Origin of the sequence: Psychrobacter sp. NPDC077938, from assembly GCF_044542635.1 — a bacterium.
Lineage (GTDB): Bacteria > Pseudomonadota > Gammaproteobacteria > Pseudomonadales > Moraxellaceae > Psychrobacter.
Map to the genome: position 1 here is coordinate 1 of NZ_JBITUW010000001.1, position 19,628 is coordinate 19,628.

Genomic DNA, 19,628 nt, shown 5'->3' on the forward strand with positions numbered 1-19,628 from the left:
AAAGATAGTCAACTTTATTTTTTAGCATTCTGAATCAGCAAAAATCCACACAAGTTGTTCTTTAGTTATGCTTTTAAATAATGTCTGACACTGTCATCCAGTGCTAGTATTTCAAACTAAATAAGTCAGCCAATGTGGCTTATCCTATTTAGCGAGCTGACCATCATATCATGTTTTAATAGTCTGTCAACTTCTTTTTTTAATTTGTTTCAACAAGTTAACTGGGTTATTAATGTGTAATCTACACACTAGCTACTTCCAGCTCGTCTTGATGAGGTGCGTATTATAGACGCTATATTTATTTAGTCAAGAAGTATTTGCTATTTAATTTAAACAATTTGCATCGTCCAAATCAGTAATCCACTTCCCTTTCGACTGGGTGGCATTATACGGAGTTTTAGATAGAAAACAAGAAGAGTTTTCAAAAACATTTTAACTTGATGAATTGAATTGATTGAGCCTACTATTAAAGAAAATAGTAGGCTCAAGTATTTCTCTATTTCTTAGATCTACATATTAGTCGAAAGTATAGCTTACGCCAACATTGCCACCATTTTGGCTGCCACTACCACCAAAAGCACTACTGATAGAAAACTGTCCGTCAGATGTAGTGTAACCGACACCAAATGCGTACCCTGTCTCACCTTCCCATGTACCACCGCCCAGACCAACACTTACTTTACCTGGCGTGTTGGGATAACGTAGAGCACCGAAAGCAAGCGCACCCGCTACTGCTGAGTGAGTCTCACCTTCTAAATCATTTATTCTTCTATCTGTATAACCAAAGGCTTCGGCACGATTTTGGTTAAGCTGAGAAACGTTAACTGCATCATTTGAATTAATACCAGCGGCAACATTGGTAATTCGGCGCTGGTTGTTTGCACTGCCTACCGATACGGTATTATCTGCCGTTGATTGTGAGTTTGCTCCTAATGCTACCGCATTGCTATGAGTCGCACTGCTATTAGCACCGATAGATACTGCATTAGCTGCTTGGACGTTCACCGACTCACCGATAGCAACAGAGTTTGAGGCGTTAGTCTCGTTAGCAAAGGTTGGTGCACTATTAGCACCAATTGTAGCCGCTGTAGCACCAACTGTCGCATTACTACCTAACACTACTGAATTACTAGTAGTATCACCGATAATGTTGTCGTTGCCAACTGCATAATTAGCGCTGCCGCCGATAATATTCGGGTCTCCAAACGCACCTGAGCGATCACCTGAAACGATGTTGCCATTACCCACGCTGGTAGATTGATCGCCAGTCACCGTATTGTTAGTGCCCATAGCGATGCTGTCCTTACCTTTAGATTGAGCATTAACCCCAATTGCTATTGCACCGTCAGCAGTAGCGCCATTGCTGTTATAATTGCCTGCATCTTCACTGTCACTAGAGCCATTAACGCTAAAGAAGCGAGCTTGGCTGTCTTCGATTTTACTTTCTAATTCAATTTTAGCTGCTTCGCTAATACCTGAGTCGCCTTTATCACCTTTAGCACCGTCAATACCATCCTGACCTGCTGGACCTTGTTCACCCTGAGGACCTTGCGCGCCATCTTGACCATTGATGCCGTCAGATCCTGCTGGACCTTGCGGACCGATTGGACCCTGTAAACCATCAACACCATCTTTACCGTTAGTGCCATCAGTACCATTTAAACCGTCAACACCGTTTTGACCCGCTGGTCCTTGTTCACCCTGAGGACCTTGCGCACCATCTTGACCATTGATGCCGTCAGATCCTGCTGGACCTTGTGGACCGATTGGACCCTGTAAACCATCAACACCATCTTTACCGTTAGTGCCATCAGCACCATTTAAACCGTCAACACCGTTTTGACCCGCTGGTCCTTGTTCACCCTGAGGACCTTGCGCACCATCTTGACCATTGATGCCGTCAGATCCTGCTGGACCTTGTGGACCGATTGCTCCTGTATCACCTTGTTCGCCTTTAGGTCCGGGTGTTAGCTCAATCGTATTTATCTGTGTTTGCAAATCTGTCAGCTTGCCATCAACTGCAGCAAATGCAGCACCCACGTTATTGTAGTTCGCATTGCTTATTTTATATGTAGGTGCTTGGAACACACCTGTATTACTGAACTGTGCACCCCCACCTAAAGCGGTTGCTACATTACTGAAATAAGAAATACCTGTTGTTTCTAACTTTTTTAACTGAGCAATATTCACTGCATCAGTATCGGATGTGCCTGCTGCTACACCCGTAATTTGGCGGGTTTTCCAATTATTTGAGTCAACACTAGACGTATCGCCAACACTAAGTGCTGCCAAAGTAGATTGCCACGTTGAACTAGTATTACCGTCAGCTGAATAACCTGCTACACTTGCATCTACAGTAGTGACGCTTCGCTCTCCTAGAGCAATGCTGTTATCAATATTAGCGGTCGCGTTTGACCCTACGGATAAGCTATTGGCGCCTGATGCCCTACTAAAACTACCTATCGCTGAACTAGAAACACCTGATGCAATATTGTAGTTCCCCAATGCTGAACTTCTTTCTGCTAACGCTTGATTACTAAAACCCAATGAAGAGCTATCGTTAGCTGAGGCTGTATTATTGTAGCCTACTGCTGAACCACCTAAACCAGATGCTATATTGTTGTAGCCTACTGCTGAACTATTGTTACCTGATGCAGCATTATTGAAGCCTATTGCTGAACTGTTGTTGCTCAAAGCCTGATTATTGCGACCTAACGCTGAGCTACCCTCCTCAGAGGCATTATTATTAGAGCCTACTGCTGAACTATCGTTACTTGATGCAGTATTACCATACCCCACTGCTGAGCTACGTTCTCCCGAAGCAGTATTATTAGAACCTAGCGCTGAACTACGCAACTTAGAAGCTACGTTTAGACTACCAACTGCAGTACTACGCTCCTCAGCGGTTGAGTTGTCGCTACCTATTGCCAAGCTACGAACTCCGGAGGCTGTATTTTCGTTACCTATTGCGGAGCTGGCTTGACCAATTGCCTTATTACTAAAACCTACAGCCGTACCAACATAGCCTTCAACCTGATTAAGGCGACCTGCTGCCAATCCAAAACCTTCTGTTATTCTATTTTCGTTACCAAAGGCTGAGCTTCTAAAACCTTCCACATAATTTTCTGAACCTATAGCTGAACTGGAATTCCCTAATGCTCTATTGTAAGCACCTATCGCTGAGCTACTTTCACCAGAGGCAGTATTAGTGTTGCCTACCGCTGAGCTATATAGACTTAATGCCTCATTTCTATGGCCCATTGCTGAGCTAGAAGTACCTGAAGCAACATTGACATAACCTACTGCTGAGCTAGAAGTACCTGAAGCACTATTGATAAAACCTATTGCTGTTGAACTGGTATTCAAAGCTTGGTTTTGAAATCCACAAGCTATAGATGTATTTTGTGGGGCGGTACTGCCATTTGTTCCACTGGATTGCGTTATACACATTTCCGCTTGGCTACTCATTGCCGTCAATCCTAGCACGCCAGCAATAGCAACCCCTATAGCACTCCGGCGTAGTGAGTTGCCTAGTTTCGCAGCTGGCACTGTGCCCACTTGACCTGATCTATTATTAGACTTTCCACCCGACTTGCTGATTTCACTAACGGCAGTATAGCAACCCGTAGAACGATTAAAAACAACGCGGTAAACATGGTTTAACATGAGAGTATCCTGTATATATAAAGTCGCTATTAGGGCAACTATATGATGGCTATATAAATAGACTGATAGTTAAGCTATCACTATTAGACATAGACGTTAGTGTTGATAAATAGTTAAACAAGGAAGCTATTGGTTGAGTATTTCTATGAACGGCCTGTCCACTGGAAAATTGAAATATTATTCTTGAAGTTTTGAAAGCTAAAACTCTCATCTCTAGAAATATTTCTGTGTAATTTTGATATAAAAGGGAACATTACAGATACATAATGAAATATTATATGTTGATTGTAAAGTTCTTGTTTTGAATTTGTAACTTATAAATATATTCTTTAAAGAATATATTATGAGGCTGGAACAGAAAATACTGGCTAATATATATGTTTGACGAGTATTGGTTTGATGGAGTTATCTATCACATGTAAATGAGATTACTCATTAACCTATGTATGACAGTATGCAAGTCATTAAGAGAATTTTTTTATAAGACACAAAAAAGCCGCTTATCAATAGATAAGCGACTCTTGTAAGATATGTTTAGAGATGTTTTAGTATTAACTAACTTAAATGGTTAAAGTTTGAAAATAACTCATAGCAATCTAAAATAGCATATGGAAGACATCAAATTTAGTGTTTAAAATTTGCTTTAATCGTAGTCACGATACCTGATAACGCATAAATAATGCCGATTGCTAAGATACCAACAGGAATATCATAAAGCACAATGCTCATGACTAACACCCCAATGATAAGCACTACAAAAGGTACTTTCTTTTTATCGAATTCTTTAAAGCTATAGTATTTGACATTGCTGACCATCAGTAGACCGCAAGTCACGACCCAAGCTGCAAACAGTAGCATGACGGCTGTATCGTATTGACCAATCCACTCATTATGATCGACTGCGACCATCACAGCGGACGTTACCAATATAGCAGCCAGGGGACTTGCCAAGCCAACAAAGTACTTTTTATCGACGATGCCGACTTGAACATTAAAGCGTGCAAGGCGAAAAGCAGCACAAGCGGTAAAGACAAATGCACAGCCAATGCCGATACGACCCAATGGCTCTAAAGCGAAGCTATAAATCAAAATAGCAGGGGCAACACCAAACGCTAGCATATCTGCTAAAGAGTCGTATTGCTCACCAAATGGACTCTGCGCATTGAGCATACGTGCGACACGTCCATCTGCGCCATCAAGAATAGCGGATAAAAAGATAGCCAAAGCTGCCTTATAGAACTCGCCTTGGGTACTCGCCAAAATCGAGTAAAAGCCTGACAGTAGCGATAAGGTAGTGATCAGATTGGGTGCCAAATAGACGCCGCGACTGACCACTCGCTTACCTTCGGCTACTTCAGCTTCAATCACCTCAAATGTCAAACCATCATAGCTGTCGTTATCCGCTAAGCGGATATTAAACTCATGCTCATCAATAAACGGTGGCTGAGTCGCTGCATTATCTTGCAGCGAGCCCTCATTTAAGGACGCATTGTTCAAAGGTGCATTATTCGGCTGGCCGATAGGTGGCTGAGTCGTCATCTTAATATCCTTATTGGCCGTTATTGCTATTCGCCGACGAGCCAGCGCACATTGGTCGCACTATCAGGTGTCAAGTTTGGCGCGTCTTCTACTTTTAGTACTGGCTGTAAGAAACGTAATATCTCACGCGCATGATTATCAAACTGCCATGGCGGATTGATAACCAGTAGACCTGTACCGTTCAGACCAACCGCAACATCATTAGGATAAATGTTTAGCTCACAAACCAGCTGACGTCTCATTTCAGTACGTTTGAGCTTTTTATAGAAGAGCTCTACGGCTTCGATGTTTTTGATTGGGAACCAAAGCGCATAAGTACCCTGTGGCCATTTGTTATAAGCCGCGACTAATAAATCGATAAGGCGCGTAAAATCTTTGTGCTCTTGCTCATAAGGGGGATCAAGGAAAATCAAACCGCGCTTTTCTTTTGGTGGAATAACAGCGGTGATACCTTCAAAAGCATCACGATGCTGGATACCAATTGGCAACTTATGTAGCTGATAGTTCAACGCATCGTATTCAGTCGCTTTGGCTTCAAAAGCCTCAGCACGTACGCCAGCATCAGGCTTTTTAGCTGCGGTTTTTTCGACGTGATGGGCCACCCACCATGGCGAACCAGGGTAGACTTTATTATCATAAGTGAATTTGGCTTGCTTAATGCCTTCCATATAATCTTTGACAGCAGCTGGTGCCTTTTCGGTATCTGCTTTTAGAAAAGCTTGAATACCGCCTTTGGCCTCACCTGTTTTGCGCGCTTCTTCACTGCTTAGTGAATACAGTCCACGACCGCCATAAGCGTCAAGCACATAAAAAGGTTTGTTTTTCTGCCCCAGTTGATTAAGCAGTTGTACCAATAAAATGTGTTTAACCACATCAGCAAAGTTACCAGCGTGGTAGGCGTGTTTATAGTTCATAATCTCAAAAGTTTAAATAAGAAAAATTGCATCTATGGTAGCATAGGCAGAGTAAAAGATAATGTGGTTTTAGTAAGTGCTTTCAATAAAAACGTATTGAATGACGGTATATTGACAGCTGATTGATAATAATGAGATGAAATGACGCAGATTATTAGCAACCTTAACAAGACAGCGTTGGTCGTTGATCATCCGATAGGTCAGGGTAATCCACCATTACTGCTGCCAGATACTCATAATGATAGCCAAGAAATTCCTACTCAGCACGTATTGCAAATGACTGACTTTGCGGTTAACTGGGAAGATAAGCTAACGGATAAACAGCTCGATACCTTTGTCACTGACGGCTGGCTCATTATTGATGATGTATTCAATAGTACTGCCTTATTGGCACTACAAGCAGAAAGCGGTTTTATTGACTATCGTGATGCAGAGCTGACCGCGGGTGTTCGCATCAGTGATATTCGCGGTGATAGAATACGCTGGATTACTGAAGACTTTTTTGCAGGCTACTATTATCTACAAAGCATCAATGCTTTGGCCTCGCTATTCAATCGTAGTTTGTTCGCTGGTATTCGCCATAGTGAAGCGCATTATGCGTGCTATCCGACTGGCTTTGGCTATCAGTGGCACAGTGACAACCCTGCTGGACGTGATGAACGTGTTATCTCGGCAGTGTTTTATCTTAATGATGATTGGGAAACCACTGACGGCGGTGCGCTAGAAGTCGTTGATAAGCATGGCACGCACCATGAAGTGATGCCAGTTGCCAATAGACTAATCATTTTTGATAGCGATTTACGTCATCAAGTACAAATCGCGCATCGTCAACGCTACTCTATCGCTACTTGGATGCGCCGTGACGGTCTTGTACCCTTTGTCGAAGTAGCCGTTTAGCATTTATCCTCTAATCTTTATTTATATTTACCATTTCAATTTATTCTACAAAAGGCTTATCCATGTCTGACTCTCATAACCAATCAAGCGCATCTCAAAACACGACTCATCAGCAAGAAACCTTAGATTTAAGTATTGCACTGTTAGAGCGCCCTTCAGTGACGCCCGATGACGATGGTTGCCAAGATATGTTGTCAGCACGGTTAGAACAGGCAGGCTTTGATTGCGAGTTTATGTATTTTGGTGATAGAAAACAAAGCGGCGAACATGCCGAAGTTAAAAACTTATGGGCACGCCGCGGTACTACCGATCCAGTGATTTGCTTTGCTGGTCATACTGACGTCGTGCCAACAGGTGACGAAAAAAACTGGACCTACCCTCCGTTTACTCCAACTATCGCTGATGGGTATCTATGGGCACGCGGTGCCGCCGATATGAAAACTGGTATTGCAGCTTTTACTGTTGCAGCCGAACGCTTTGTTGCCAATCATCCTGAGCATAACGGCTCGATTGCTTTTTTAATCACTTCAGATGAAGAAGGCCCGTCAATTAATGGTACGGTCAAAGTGATCGAGACTTTAGAGGCACGTCAAGAAAAAATTACCTACTGTCTCGTTGGTGAGCCATCAAGTACCGATACGTTAGGTGATATTATCAAAAACGGTCGTCGTGGCTCATTGGGCGCAGAGCTTACTGTTACAGGTAAACAAGGCCATGTCGCCTATCCACATCTAGCATCTAATCCGATTCATGCGGCGATGTCTGCCCTTGCTGAACTGACGTCTACCGCATGGGACAATGGCAATGACTACTTCCCAGCCACGTCATTGCAAATATCAAATATTAACGGCGGCACTGGCGCAACCAATGTCATTCCTGAAACGCTAAACGTGGTTTTTAACTTCCGTTTCTCAACTGAAACGACTGAAGATGAACTAAAGGCAAAAACGCATGCTATCTTTGATAAGCACTTTGCCAACAGTAAAGCGAGCTACGATATTCATTGGAAATTATCTGGTCAGCCGTTTTTGACCCCTGAAGGAAAACTGGTTTCGGCATGTCACAATGCCATCAAAAAAGTTACTGATGTCGATACAACGCTATCTACTTCTGGTGGTACCTCCGATGGACGCTTTATCGCGCCAACTGGAGCCCAAGTGGTCGAACTGGGTGTGCGTAATGCAACGATTCACCAAGTAGATGAAAAAGTAGAAGTCGATGATTTAGGAAAGCTTGCGCAGATTTACGAAGGCATTTTGGAAAACCTACTGTTGGACTGATTGCAAGGTTATTTGCACCTGTCTAATTGATTACATAGGCCCAAAGAAAAAGCGCTACCTGATTTAGGTTAGCGCTTTTTCTGTCATTACTTTATCGAAAATGGCTTGATAAGCTTAAGTTATTTAAGCCAATTACTAGCTTTATTCGATACCAATATAAACATCAACTTGACCGTATTCTAAGTTACCACCGATATAATGCTCAAAGTCTACATTAAACGTTCGGGTATGCTCGCAATCGGGTGCATTGAAATATTCCCAAGCACTTTCCCATGCATTCATCACAGTGTTAGGCATATAACCTTCTTCAGAAAATACCAAGTACTTTCCTGCAGGAATATCAACCGTCACTACGTTACTAGTACTGGCTACACTGTCGCTTTCTGATTGTGCATCTTGCTCGCTGGCTACTTTCCAACTGGCCACAACGTCAAATGCTCCTGCCAGATCATCGCTTTCATAGTTGTGATAGACACCATAAATGTCTTCACCTTCAGGGAGTTCACCCGCGTGATTTTGATAAAACTTCTGCCATAATCTACCAAGTTTGGCAGTGTCATGGCTTATCTCAGCATTATTGGTGGTACGAACGCTGATACCGCTACAAGCTATCGCTTCTGGTAGCTCTTTAATTTGTGATGTCATGATGCGGCCTTTTCTATCTGTTTATTTAGTTTTCTGTTTATAGTAATGCTGGCAGACCGAATCGATTAATCAGCTTCATCAATCCAGTTCATTTGAATGGCTTCTAAGATGCCTTCATTTGATTTTTGTGGATCATCATCAAAGCCTTCAAGCTCAGTTACCCAGCGATGCAAATCAGTAAAGCGAATATACTGCGGATCTGTTTCTGGGAATTTCTCATAAAGCTCAATCGCGATATCTAAGCTGTCTGTCCATTTTAATTTTTGTGGGGTCATAACGGTACCTTTTTTTAGTCGTTTTGAGAATCATCATATTAAAAACGATGCCATCGTCCTAATACTGACGACTTGATGGGCTCTATCCTACCAAAATTCAGCAAATGATTATAGGCAAGTTATTTTACGATGTTGTCTTTCAATACTGTTTTGCGATGTGGATTAGGCTGACTTAGTCGATTTTACCGCGACTTGATGCTCATTCCATGTGTTAATGGTGTCTGTTAATTGCTCGCCCATCATGTCTAATACTTCTGGTGTGCGCATACCTTTACTATTTGTAAAAACAAACTTGGTCATACCAACGCCCATCAGCTGATTTTTGACAAAGAACCGATGTTCAAAATACACATACTTATGATCCCATCCTGCGACTGCACTGCTAAGCGTCATTTTATCCAAAAATTTAATTTGCTTCAGATAAATCATCTCTTGCATGGCAATCACCCAATTGAGCGGCTTAATGCCTTTTTCATGACAGCACGCCTTTACCCAGCGTGTCACGTTTAGCTCAATAAATGATAAATAACGATAATTGGGTAAATGATCGCGAAATCCCATATCGTGAGGCAAAATTCGATAATGACGAACGGTCGGTGCAGTCAACGTCTCTAGACTGATAGTCTCACTCGTCGATTGATGCTTGAGCTGTTGTTTAAGTAAACTGACCATAATAAAAAAACGCAGTAGCATATTCATAAATTTTCTCTTATTTCATCGTATTTATAATTGGTGATTGTCTATCGTTGAAGCAGTTCACATGGGTTAAAAGATTAATCAAGCGCAAATCGTATACTGAGTACATAAAGCACAGTTAATATTATGATCATTAAAAACTGACCGTAACTGGAAAAACCTCAGTCTATAGTCGGTTCATAAATGCCGCCCACTTTAACGCAAAAAAAGCCACCTCAGTGACTTTCTTCATCTAAAAAATTATCTGCAAATAATCATGGTTAAAAACATAGTTTAGAGATTAATGACCGCCGCCATTGATAGTACGTACCATCTCTTCTACCATTTTCTTAGCATCACCAAAGATCATCATCGTTTTATCCATGTAGAATAAGCTGTTATCCAGACCTGCATAACCAGTACTCATTGAACGCTTGATAACCATAACCGTCTGGGCTTTGCTGACTTCTAGAATCGGCATACCGAAGATTGGAGAAGTAGGATCGTCTTTCGCAGATGGGTTTACAACGTCGTTTGCGCCGATAACCAAGACCACATCTGTACTTGCGAAATCTGAGTTAATCTCGTCCATTTCTAAAATATCATCATAAGGTACATCAGCTTCAGCCAATAGGACGTTCATATGACCTGGCATACGACCAGCAACTGGATGAATGGCAAAGCGAACGTTAACGCCTTCTTCTTTTAATAGCTCATATAGCTCTTTTACTGCGTTCTGTGCACGGCCTTGTGCCATACCATAACCTGGCACAATGACCACGCTGCTAGCATTAGACATGAGGAACCCTGCGTCTTCTGCTGAGCCCGCTTTGTAGTTCTTCGGTGCTCCATCATCGCCGCCTGCTGCCACAGCTGATGTGCCCATACCACCGAACAAGACATTAAGTAGTGAGCGGTTCATGGCTTTACACATGATATAAGACAAGATCGCCCCTGATGAACCGACTAGCGAACCTGCGATAATCAGCATCGAGTTGCCAAGGGTAAAACCAATACCTGCTGCTGCCCAACCTGAGAACGAGTTCAGTAGTGATACAACCACCGGCATGTCACCGCCGCCAATTGGGGCAATCCACATCCAACCAAAGATAACGGCAATCACTGCCATCGCATAAAATGCGGGTAATGAATCAGTGACGAAATACACCCCACCGAAACCAATCATCGCAATGAATAGTAGCGCTTGAACTGGTTTTACCCAGCCGCCAACCAATGTTTTCGCCCAGCTTTTCGCTGCCAATTTACCAAAGGCAAAGACCGAGGCTGAGAACGTAATCGCACCGATGAAGCAACCGATAAATAGCTCTATGCGAGCAACGGCACCATGCTGTTGTTCAGTGTGTAATACCGTCGCAAGTGCAATCGCAACCGCTGCCAAACCGACGAATGAATGCATTAAAGCAACCGTTTCTGGCATCTGGGTCATTGCGACTGTTTTCGCTTTCCACATACCAACAAGGGCACCCAATATCATCGCACCGATGATCAACCAAAGCACAGGGCCTTCTGCTAAGAAGAACGTCGTGACGACAGCAATTGCCATCGCTGCCATACCAAAACGGTTACCGCGAATCGCGGTTTTTGGGCTAGACAAACCACGTAACGTTAAAACAAAGAGGATAGCGCCGACTAGATAGAACCAATCTGCATTTGCCGCAATCATTGTTGAGAAGTCGTTCATGCGTCACCTCCGGCATCAGTGGTCGCGACTGGTGCTTTTTTCACTTTCGGTTTGAACATCGCAAGCATACGCTCGGTCACGGCAAAGCCACCGAAAATATTGATACTGGCTAAAAATACCGCAAAGGCACCAAGCAAACTGGTCGGTGTAAACATTGAACCATCAATCGTGACGGTCTGTAGCATCGCACCCACGATGACGATACTTGATAAAGCGTTGGTTACCGCCATCAATGGCGTATGTAATGCAGGCGTCACGCCCCAAACCACGTAGTATCCAACAAAAATAGCGAGCACAAATACAGTGAAAATCGCTACAAATGGTGTGCTACTCATGGCCGCACCGGCTGGCGCTGCAGCTAAAATAGTGGCAATCATCTAATCCTCCTAAAAATTTATTCATTACTGGCAAATGTGTAGTGACAAAATATGTGGTAATAGACTGTTCAAACTATCGTTTGGCTAGTCGTACCTGACTGTCATGTGTCACTGCCAGTGCGCCCTGAATCTCGTCTTCCATGTCTAAGTTAAGTGCCAAGCTAGCCGATGCGTCATCGCCAGCAGGTGCAATCAATGTCGTAATAAAGTTAACAAGGTTATTGGCATACAAATCTGACGACTGTGCGGCGAGCTGTGAAGGGATATTGGCGGCACCAACGATACGTACGCCGTTGTCTGTGGTGATGGTTTCGTTAGGCACACTGCCTTCGACGTTACCACCGGTACCAGCAGCCATATCGATCAGTACAGAACCTGCCTTCATTTTGGCAAGCGTTGCGCCATGTACCAAGCGCGGAGCGTTACGACCAGGAATCTGCGCCGTAGTAATAACGATGTCAGCGTTGCTCAATGCTTTGTCCACGACAGCCGCTTGATCTTTGACATATTGCTCTGATGGCGTCCATGCATAACCACCGGTAGACTTAGCTGTTTCAGCCTCCTCTGCGCTCATCGGCACATCAAGCCATTTACCACCGAGTGACTCTACTTGCTCGCGAGCGGTTGGACGTAGGTCACTGGCTTCTACCACTGCACCCAAACGCTTTGCTGTCGCAATCGCCTGTAAACCTGCAACACCAACACCTAGGATAACGACTTTGGCTGGCTTAACCGTACCTGCCGACGTCATAAACATCGGAAAAGGACGTGAATACTCATTGGCCGCGAGCAATACGGCTTTATAACCAGCAAGGTTGGCTTGTGATGATAATACATCCATATTTTGTGCACGTGACAATGTGCGAGGCAATAACTCCATCGCAAAGACTGTTGCGCCTTTGGCTGCATAAGTGTCAAGCTGAGTGTTGCGATACGGGTCGAGCATGCCAATGACGATCTGACCAGACGATAAGCTTTCAGTGGCTTCCACTGGTAGGTCATTGACGGTGGTAATAATCTTAGACTGGGTAATCACCTCGGTGAGACTACTGGCAATGTCGGCACCCGCAGCCTGATACAACTCATCAGCATAGTATGCTGCTTGGCCTGCACCTGACTGAATGACGACTTCAAACCCAAGTTTACGCAATTTTTTGACTGCGTCTGGGGTTATGGCTACACGGCTCTCGCTCGTGATATCTGCACTGATTACACCGATTTTCATACCGTCTCCTTACTTACGTCCAATGACTATATTTACGTCTCACGACTACCTTTAATACCCTCAACGCACATCTAAAAAGCACAGGGGACAAAACCCATTGATCATGATTAATCCATTACAGCGATCAAAGGTTATCAATTTAATAAATGATAGCTACTTTACCATCATGCCTTTTTATTATAGAGATATCGTTCGTCAAGTTTCATTGTCTAATGATGACCCACAAGTAAAATAAAAATTTAGGTATTTACACCATTGGCATACTTTTTGTTGGTATATTAAAGCCTTTTATTTTTCTTAAAAACGCTTAGCCCTTATAGATACAGGCCTAACTCCATTTATTTCCTAATGTTAAATCCGTTCTTTTATTAAACAAATAACGTCAATAAACACAAAATAAGCAAGGTTGAGTCAAGTTCCACCCATGCATACCGTATAATAAGAATACTTGACACTCGAAAAAACCCGTCATCGATTCATTATAATAAGGAATAACCATGTATTTTTTACTCTCCCCTGCAAAATCCCTGAACGAAACAGACGCTATACCACTAAATTTAGGCAATTATTATAGTCAGCCCGAGCTAATCGAACGCTCACAAGAACTGATGAAAGTACTGAAGTCAAAAGAGCCTGTTGACCTACAAGAATTGATGAGCATATCTGACGATCTGGCTCAGCTTAATGCTACGCGCAATCAACAATGGCATTGGAGCGAAGAGCAGCCGTTTACTAACGATGCCTCCGATAATGCCGCTAAACCTGCAGGCTATTTGTTCGATGGCGATGTCTATACTGGACTTGATATGTATCATATGGACAAAGATACCGCTACTTATGTCAATGAGCACTTAGGTATTTTGTCTGGACTGTATGGAGTACTAAAGCCACTAGATCTGATCCAGCCATATCGTTTAGAGATGGGTACCAAGCTGAAAAATGAGCGCGGTGACAATCTTTATGAATTTTGGAGTGAGGAAGTGACTAACGTTATCAATGCGCGTATGGCTGACAGCGATGACAAAACATTGGTTAATTTGGCTTCTAATGAATACTTTAAGGCGGTAAAGAAAAAAGCACTGAAGGCAGACATCATTACGCCACGATTTGAAGACGAAAAAAATGGTCAATACAAAGTGATTAGCTTTTATGCCAAAAAAGCCCGTGGACTGATGGTGAAATATGCTGCTGATAATAAGCTGACCAATGCTGAGCAGCTAAAGCAGTTTGATTTGGCAGGATATTATTACTGTGAAGACGCGTCTGATGATAAGACGTGGACGTTTAGACGAGATGCGGCGCATCAGTAGCTTGATATAATTTGAGTCAAAATTATAAAAAACCCGTTATAAACCGAAACTTATGATGGGTTTTTCATTCTCCAACCACTAAACATTCTAGGTCCTATACTCTAAAGCGCAATTTATCCCTTGAAACATCCAGTACTACTGTTTCATTATAAATATTATAGGTATGGAGACGATCAATATCAGTCTCCCAATTCGGTTCAATATAACGTACAAAGGTTTCTTTATAAGAGGTCGGTGTCAACTCCTCTACTAGGTATAAAGCCACCCTACGCCCATATCTAAGAGTGCCATCCTGAGCAGTACGAAAGAGCTGACCGTTTTTCCGGAATAATGCGCCTGCTAATCGAGAACCACGCACGTCAATTTTTAGAGGCGCTGAGGGATGAATGGTCCAATTATCTGCTTGCAGCTTGTCAGAGGTATAAAGGTACAGCTCTAAATCCATAGTAAATGCTGAAATTGAACCATGAGTTGTGAAAAGATACCATAATCCATTATGCTCAATCACGGCGCTATCTACTGCCTGAACGCCTGAAACTAACTCATGAACTTTTTCCCACTTACACGGAAAATCTGTCGCTTTTAATAAGCTAATACAATTGGTTTTTGCAGCCTCTGGAATCATATAGACAGCATCCTCATACTCGAATACATTGGGAAAGCTTAAGTGCGTGCTAATACCCAAATCAGCTTGTCCTGAACTAATAACTTGATGGCTTTCATTCAGCTCTATCCACTCTATTCGACCAATATTCTCTTTGTAGTTCAAGCTTTCAAAAAATATGTAACGTCTTGAGTCGTGTTCAATATAAAAAGGATCGGCCCAAAAACATCCCTTTTCAGGTAGTATCTCCGTGTATGTTTGTATCGGCTGATCAGTAGAACCAATAAAGAGGCTCCACTGATTGAGATAAAAACTCTTATAAAAAGTTTTGACAGTATAATATTTTAAGAATCTAGGTAAGTGTTTGATGATCATTGATAAGTCAGGTTTATGATGAACCGTGTGTTCGTCAGTTGTCTTAATAGACTTTCCGGTATTAACTCCAACTCTATTCCTGTGGAAGTACCAATATAATACCGATGCTGCGATCCCATTTGACTTACGCTTAGTTAAGTTATAATCCCAATAAAATAGCGTGCCATAGCCTTCCCCTACTACTTTATCTACATTAAGATGTTCATTTAATAATTGCAAAGTAACGACGCTACTTTCCCATTGTTCAGCAAACTGCCAATATAACGTAGGCTTATCATGTTGTATTGCATTGTTGCCATAATGAAAAAAAAGCACGCCATTTTTTGTAATACTTAAAATTTTTCCTGTCAGCGCTCTGAAACCAATATTAAGCAGGTAATCTAAATCCGCAGCTTCGATTTTCTCAATCACTGAATCTTCAATTTCTTCAGTGTACTCACCCTGTTTCGGTATAGACATGATAGTAGGCATTGAGCCATTTTTTGATAAGTCGTGGATAGAATAATGCTTAGCATTACTCTTAGTTCGAGAAAGAGAAGAGAATATTTTTTGATTAATTAGGGGAATAGACTTTAGTACACTGCGTTTCTGTTTTATATTTCGTTGAATAGCAATACAAACCTCGACAACTCCTTCATCCACCAATGATTTAAGTGGTTCAAAGTTGTACCACGCCAAGGTCTTATCTTCTATAAGGATTCCAAGCCTAATCTTTTTCATCGTCATCACATTAAATGGCACACGATATTTTGCGCATTCTGATCCGCAACACGTGTCCAAACTCCTTTTAAGTAAAATGTTATTCCATTATATATTCAAATAATAGAATATATAGTAGTACATGTTAAAAGAAACTCACCATTAAAATTAGACACAAAAAAGTCCTGCTATCTTTCGATAACAGAACTTCTAATAGCTAAATAGACTTTATGACAAAATCATACTTTTAGCGAAACGCGATTCATCGAGAAAGGTGAGAAAATGGTCAATATAAAGTAAAAGGCTGAACAGCTAAAGCAGTTTGATTTGGCAGGATATTATTACTGCATCGAGGCGTCTGATGGATAAGACATGAACTTTTAGAAGGGATAAAGCAAGCCAGTAGCTTGATATAAAAACTATATTTACTACAATCGCTAGAAGTCACTAGAAGCATTGCATTCAGTGCTTCTAACTCACTCATTAGATATCCTTTAGTTGAACATATGAACAGGTTATAACAACCCTTCTTGTGCCATCATTTCTTTTATCGAGGCACGGTTTAGCATGGCTTGATAGTGTGCATTTAGGTGTGTCCAATCCTGTGCTCGACTCGCATATCGCTGACTCCAGTGAGCGATCATAAATAAATGAAAATCAGCCCCACTTAATTTATCGCCCAACAACCATGGACCATGACTGGCCAATCCCTTTTCAACAATACCCCAGCAGTGGGTTAGCACGTCATTCGCTTTATCTTTCACTTGTTGCAAATTGTGCTCGCCGCTAATGTACTGCTCGGGATGTGCCCAGTGATTAGCGGCTTCTTGCAGTGTAGAAGACATCCAAAACAAATACTGGTAATAGACACCGCGCCTAGGGCATCCTGTGTCAGGTGCTAGCCCAGACTCTGGGTACTGATCTAACACATACATTAAAATTGCCGCAGACTCATAAATAACCTGTCCCTGATGCACTAACGTAGGTACTTTGCCATTTGGATTGATGGCTAGATACTCAGCTGATTTTTGCATATTTTTAGACAGGTCTATTTCTATCATTTCATAGGACGCGCCTAGCTCCTCAAAGACAGCATGGGTGGCCATATTGGCACCACCCTTATCCCAATATAAAGTATAAATAGTCGTGTCCTTTTTGCTGTGGCGATTGGTGGATAAAACCATTGCACTGAGCGATAAGAATTATTCTCTAACGTGAAATAATCGATATGATAGCGTCCGCTAGTTGAGGGATTTCCGTCATTTTCAAACCTGCAATATTAATTCTACCATTTGGCATACCGTAAATCGCGAACTCATCTTGCAATATCAGCATTTGATTTTCTGTTAGCGGTAATAGAGAAAACATGCCTTTTTGGTGCGAAATGTCCAAAAACTCTGCAGGTGCACCCCTATCTTTTAATACTGCGCCCAATGCTCGGCGAATAGTATCTACCCTACTACGGTAGCTTGCCAACTCTACTAGCCAATCGTCTGGTTTGTCTAGTAAATAAGAAGCAACTGCAGCACCGTGATTGGGCGGCATAGAGTAGTTGGCGCGTGTGATGGTTTCTAAGAGTGTCTGTATATCTGCGTGACGCTCATGGTTCGTCGTCATCACCATAGCAATACCCGTACGCTCGTTGTACAGCCCCATATTTTTTGAACAGCTGGCGGCGATAAATGCAAAGTCAGCGTCTTCGATCATTAGACGAAGCCCTGCAGCATCGGTATCCGGATCATATCCAAAACCTTGATACGCCATATCAATAAACGGGACAATATTTTTCTGTTTACATTTATCAGAAAACAGTTGCCACTGCTCTAAAGAAGGATCTATACCCGTAGGATTGTGGCAGCACGCATGCAATAGCAGTACGTCTCCTTCTTTTGCTTTTTCTAACGCAGCAAAACACGCATCAATATCTAACTGGCCATTTTTATTTTGCCAAGGATACGTATTAACCGCTAACCCAGCACCTTCCATCAGCGGACGATGATTGATATAGCCAGGGTCACTGATCCAAACGGTTGAATCTGGAGAGAGCGTGGCGATCAAATCAGCAATGAGTCGTAATGCACCTGATGCCCCAACCGTCTGAATCGTGCACTGGTTTTTTAGACTTGGACTATCACCCAGTACAAATTTTGCCATTTGCTGATTAAAATTAGCGTTACCCGATAACATGCCATAAGCTTTTGAATGCGCTTGGTGAGCAAGATGTATCTCTGCGTTTTGCACGGTTTTCATTACAGGCGTATCGCCATGCTTATCTCGATAGACACCAACCAATAGATCTATTTTATGTTTACGTTGGTCAGCACGAAACCTACCTAATAATGCCCACAGTGGATCACCATTGATGATAGGCATATTGTTTAACATCATGATACTTCCTTAATTAGTTTATTTCGCTCGATTGGACAAGATGACGCCAATGGTACTGAGTACGATGCCGCATATCATAATGACTGATAGAGACTCATTGAGTATCAGCATGGCTAGTATAGCGGTTAATCCTGGTGACAAAGAGCCAAGTAATAAGGTACGAATGGAGCCCAGTTGTTTGACTGCATAAGAAAACGCAATGGTTGATACTACCCCTACACCAAGTCCTTGTACTAGGATAAACGGAAGCGCTTCATCAAAAGATACAGAACCTATATTCGTCTCCACGATACCAGACAGAACCATCATCAATGTCAGAAAAAACGAGGTATATGAGAGCACGATAGCAATAGCGATTGGACTCAATTTGGTGCTTTTTAACCCTAAGGTATAACCCGCCCAAATCAGGCTTGCCATCAACAATAACGCCACACCGTACAGAAGACTATTAGGTATTGACTGTGCACGCCCGCAAATCATAGTAGCGATACCAAAGAGAATAAGGATTAATGCGGCAAATTTTCTTAATGATATTCGTTGACGATAAAAAATAAAAGACAATATTGCGGCAAAGAAAACTGGCGTGCCTGTCAAAATAGTACCAACATAAGCTGCTGGTACCGTACTTGCGCCAAAAGCAGCCAATAAAAGAAAAGGCACGCCACCAAGTAAAACGAACATGATATCTGGCAGTCTTATATTTTTGACTTCATGCCAACTAGAGAGTACCCAAGGAGTCAATAAGACCAGCGGTACACTGAAGCGAATGAGCATGACATCCGCAATACTTAGCGACGATGCTCCAACCGCTCGTACAGTCAACGCAAAGCCTGACCAAATCAATAATACGACGCTCATCGCCACATAGCCTTTGGTTAGTGGCGACATTATAAACAAAGGATTTTTGCGCGATGAGGGATGGAATATCGTATTCATAGTCGTGTCTTATGCTGGTATACAAAGACCAATTATCGATTAAAATACGCGCTTTTATCTCTATTTATTCATTGCAATTTTGCAAATATTTGGTGGATAATGCTAACTAAATCAAAATTAT

16 protein-coding genes are annotated in these 19,628 nt (G+C 42.3%); 3 read left to right on the forward strand and 13 right to left on the reverse strand.

The features are described 5' to 3' along the window. Nucleotides 1-516: 516 nt before the first annotated feature. The 3 genes from ACIGBM_RS00005 to ACIGBM_RS00015 all read right to left on the reverse strand — a co-directional run bounded on the left by ACIGBM_RS00005 (nt 517) and on the right by ACIGBM_RS00015 (nt 6,119). Nucleotides 517-3,666, reverse strand: a complete 3,150-nt coding sequence (locus ACIGBM_RS00005; protein ID WP_397476370.1) for an ESPR-type extended signal peptide-containing protein — start codon at nt 3,664-3,666, stop codon at nt 517-519. A 624-nt stretch (nt 3,667-4,290) separates the two neighbouring features. After that, nucleotides 4,291-5,205, reverse strand: a complete 915-nt coding sequence (gene pssA / locus ACIGBM_RS00010; protein WP_397476371.1) for a CDP-diacylglycerol--serine O-phosphatidyltransferase — start codon at nt 5,203-5,205, stop codon at nt 4,291-4,293. 26 nt (nt 5,206-5,231) lie between these two features. Next, a complete protein-coding gene (locus ACIGBM_RS00015; protein ID WP_057758888.1) occupies nt 5,232-6,119 on the reverse strand; it encodes a 23S rRNA (adenine(2030)-N(6))-methyltransferase RlmJ in 888 nt (295 codons plus the stop codon). Between the two features lie 141 nt (nt 6,120-6,260). Here ACIGBM_RS00015 and ACIGBM_RS00020 point away from each other — a divergent pair, with 141 nt between their 5' ends. Then, a complete protein-coding gene (locus tag ACIGBM_RS00020) occupies nt 6,261-7,016 on the forward strand; it encodes a 2OG-Fe(II) oxygenase (RefSeq protein ID WP_397476372.1) in 756 nt (251 codons plus the stop codon). Nucleotides 7,017-7,078: 62 nt separating this feature from the next. Then, nucleotides 7,079-8,296 carry a succinyl-diaminopimelate desuccinylase gene (gene dapE / locus ACIGBM_RS00025; protein ID WP_397476373.1) on the forward strand — a complete coding sequence of 406 codons (1,218 nt, stop codon included), beginning with the start codon at nt 7,079-7,081 and terminating at the stop codon, nt 8,294-8,296. Between the two features lie 141 nt (nt 8,297-8,437). On the opposite strand, the gene ACIGBM_RS00030 is transcribed toward dapE, so the two are convergent. From ACIGBM_RS00030 to ACIGBM_RS00055, 6 genes are all read right to left on the reverse strand, one after another. Continuing rightward, a complete protein-coding gene (locus ACIGBM_RS00030; protein WP_397476374.1) occupies nt 8,438-8,941 on the reverse strand; it encodes a GyrI-like domain-containing protein in 504 nt (167 codons plus the stop codon). 65 nt (nt 8,942-9,006) lie between these two features. After that, nucleotides 9,007-9,216 carry a Fe-S cluster assembly protein IscX gene (iscX, locus tag ACIGBM_RS00035; protein WP_021812734.1) on the reverse strand — a complete coding sequence of 70 codons (210 nt, stop codon included), beginning with the start codon at nt 9,214-9,216 and terminating at the stop codon, nt 9,007-9,009. 162 nt (nt 9,217-9,378) lie between these two features. Beyond that, entirely contained in the window at nt 9,379-9,915 is a 537-nt protein-coding gene (locus ACIGBM_RS00040; protein ID WP_397476375.1) for an acyl-CoA thioesterase, read from the reverse strand. A 277-nt stretch (nt 9,916-10,192) separates the two neighbouring features. Continuing rightward, entirely contained in the window at nt 10,193-11,593 is a 1,401-nt protein-coding gene (locus ACIGBM_RS00045) for an NAD(P)(+) transhydrogenase (Re/Si-specific) subunit beta (RefSeq protein ID WP_397476376.1), read from the reverse strand. After that, nucleotides 11,590-11,928, reverse strand: coding sequence for a proton-translocating transhydrogenase family protein (locus ACIGBM_RS00050; RefSeq protein WP_197707696.1), 339 nt, complete (start codon nt 11,926-11,928; stop codon nt 11,590-11,592). Before ACIGBM_RS00050 ends, ACIGBM_RS00045 begins: the two co-directional genes overlap by 4 nt. 115 nt (nt 11,929-12,043) lie before the next feature. Continuing rightward, a complete protein-coding gene (locus tag ACIGBM_RS00055; RefSeq protein ID WP_397476377.1) occupies nt 12,044-13,195 on the reverse strand; it encodes a Re/Si-specific NAD(P)(+) transhydrogenase subunit alpha in 1,152 nt (383 codons plus the stop codon). A 497-nt stretch (nt 13,196-13,692) separates the two neighbouring features. Between ACIGBM_RS00055 and yaaA the strand changes: the two genes are divergently transcribed. Then, nucleotides 13,693-14,505, forward strand: coding sequence for a peroxide stress protein YaaA (yaaA, locus tag ACIGBM_RS00060; protein WP_397476378.1), 813 nt, complete (start codon nt 13,693-13,695; stop codon nt 14,503-14,505). A 94-nt stretch (nt 14,506-14,599) separates the two neighbouring features. On the opposite strand, the gene ACIGBM_RS00065 is transcribed toward yaaA, so the two are convergent. From ACIGBM_RS00065 to ACIGBM_RS00080, 4 genes are all read right to left on the reverse strand, one after another. Next, on the reverse strand, nt 14,600-16,204 hold the full coding sequence (locus tag ACIGBM_RS00065) for a hypothetical protein (RefSeq protein WP_397476379.1): 1,605 nt from the start codon (nt 16,202-16,204) through the stop codon (nt 14,600-14,602). Nucleotides 16,205-16,698: 494 nt separating this feature from the next. Continuing rightward, nucleotides 16,699-17,367, reverse strand: a complete 669-nt coding sequence (locus ACIGBM_RS00070) for a glutathione S-transferase family protein (protein WP_397476380.1) — start codon at nt 17,365-17,367, stop codon at nt 16,699-16,701. 25 nt (nt 17,368-17,392) lie between these two features. After that, nucleotides 17,393-18,571 carry an aromatic amino acid transaminase gene (locus ACIGBM_RS00075; RefSeq protein WP_397476381.1) on the reverse strand — a complete coding sequence of 393 codons (1,179 nt, stop codon included), beginning with the start codon at nt 18,569-18,571 and terminating at the stop codon, nt 17,393-17,395. An 18-nt stretch (nt 18,572-18,589) separates the two neighbouring features. Next, a complete protein-coding gene (locus ACIGBM_RS00080) occupies nt 18,590-19,507 on the reverse strand; it encodes a DMT family transporter (RefSeq protein WP_397476382.1) in 918 nt (305 codons plus the stop codon). Between the last annotated feature and the right edge of the window lie 121 nt (nt 19,508-19,628).

Coding starts and splice junctions, on each gene's coding strand:
- ACIGBM_RS00070 (WP_397476380.1), bottom strand. CDS start 17,367: ATGGTTTTATCCACCAATCGCCACAGCAAAAAGGACACGACTATTTAT.
- ACIGBM_RS00020 (WP_397476372.1), top strand. CDS start 6,261: ATGACGCAGATTATTAGCAACCTTAACAAGACAGCGTTGGTCGTTGAT.
- ACIGBM_RS00055 (WP_397476377.1), bottom strand. CDS start 13,195: ATGAAAATCGGTGTAATCAGTGCAGATATCACGAGCGAGAGCCGTGTA.
- ACIGBM_RS00015 (WP_057758888.1), bottom strand. CDS start 6,119: ATGAACTATAAACACGCCTACCACGCTGGTAACTTTGCTGATGTGGTT.
- ACIGBM_RS00040 (WP_397476375.1), bottom strand. CDS start 9,915: ATGAATATGCTACTGCGTTTTTTTATTATGGTCAGTTTACTTAAACAA.
- pssA (WP_397476371.1), bottom strand. CDS start 5,205: ATGACGACTCAGCCACCTATCGGCCAGCCGAATAATGCACCTTTGAAC.
- ACIGBM_RS00065 (WP_397476379.1), bottom strand. CDS start 16,204: ATGAAAAAGATTAGGCTTGGAATCCTTATAGAAGATAAGACCTTGGCG.
- yaaA (WP_397476378.1), top strand. CDS start 13,693: ATGTATTTTTTACTCTCCCCTGCAAAATCCCTGAACGAAACAGACGCT.
- ACIGBM_RS00075 (WP_397476381.1), bottom strand. CDS start 18,571: ATGATGTTAAACAATATGCCTATCATCAATGGTGATCCACTGTGGGCA.
- ACIGBM_RS00050 (WP_197707696.1), bottom strand. CDS start 11,928: ATGAGTAGCACACCATTTGTAGCGATTTTCACTGTATTTGTGCTCGCT.
- dapE (WP_397476373.1), top strand. CDS start 7,079: ATGTCTGACTCTCATAACCAATCAAGCGCATCTCAAAACACGACTCAT.
- ACIGBM_RS00030 (WP_397476374.1), bottom strand. CDS start 8,941: ATGACATCACAAATTAAAGAGCTACCAGAAGCGATAGCTTGTAGCGGT.
- ACIGBM_RS00005 (WP_397476370.1), bottom strand. CDS start 3,666: ATGTTAAACCATGTTTACCGCGTTGTTTTTAATCGTTCTACGGGTTGC.
- iscX (WP_021812734.1), bottom strand. CDS start 9,216: ATGACCCCACAAAAATTAAAATGGACAGACAGCTTAGATATCGCGATT.
- ACIGBM_RS00045 (WP_397476376.1), bottom strand. CDS start 11,593: ATGAACGACTTCTCAACAATGATTGCGGCAAATGCAGATTGGTTCTAT.
- ACIGBM_RS00080 (WP_397476382.1), bottom strand. CDS start 19,507: ATGAATACGATATTCCATCCCTCATCGCGCAAAAATCCTTTGTTTATA.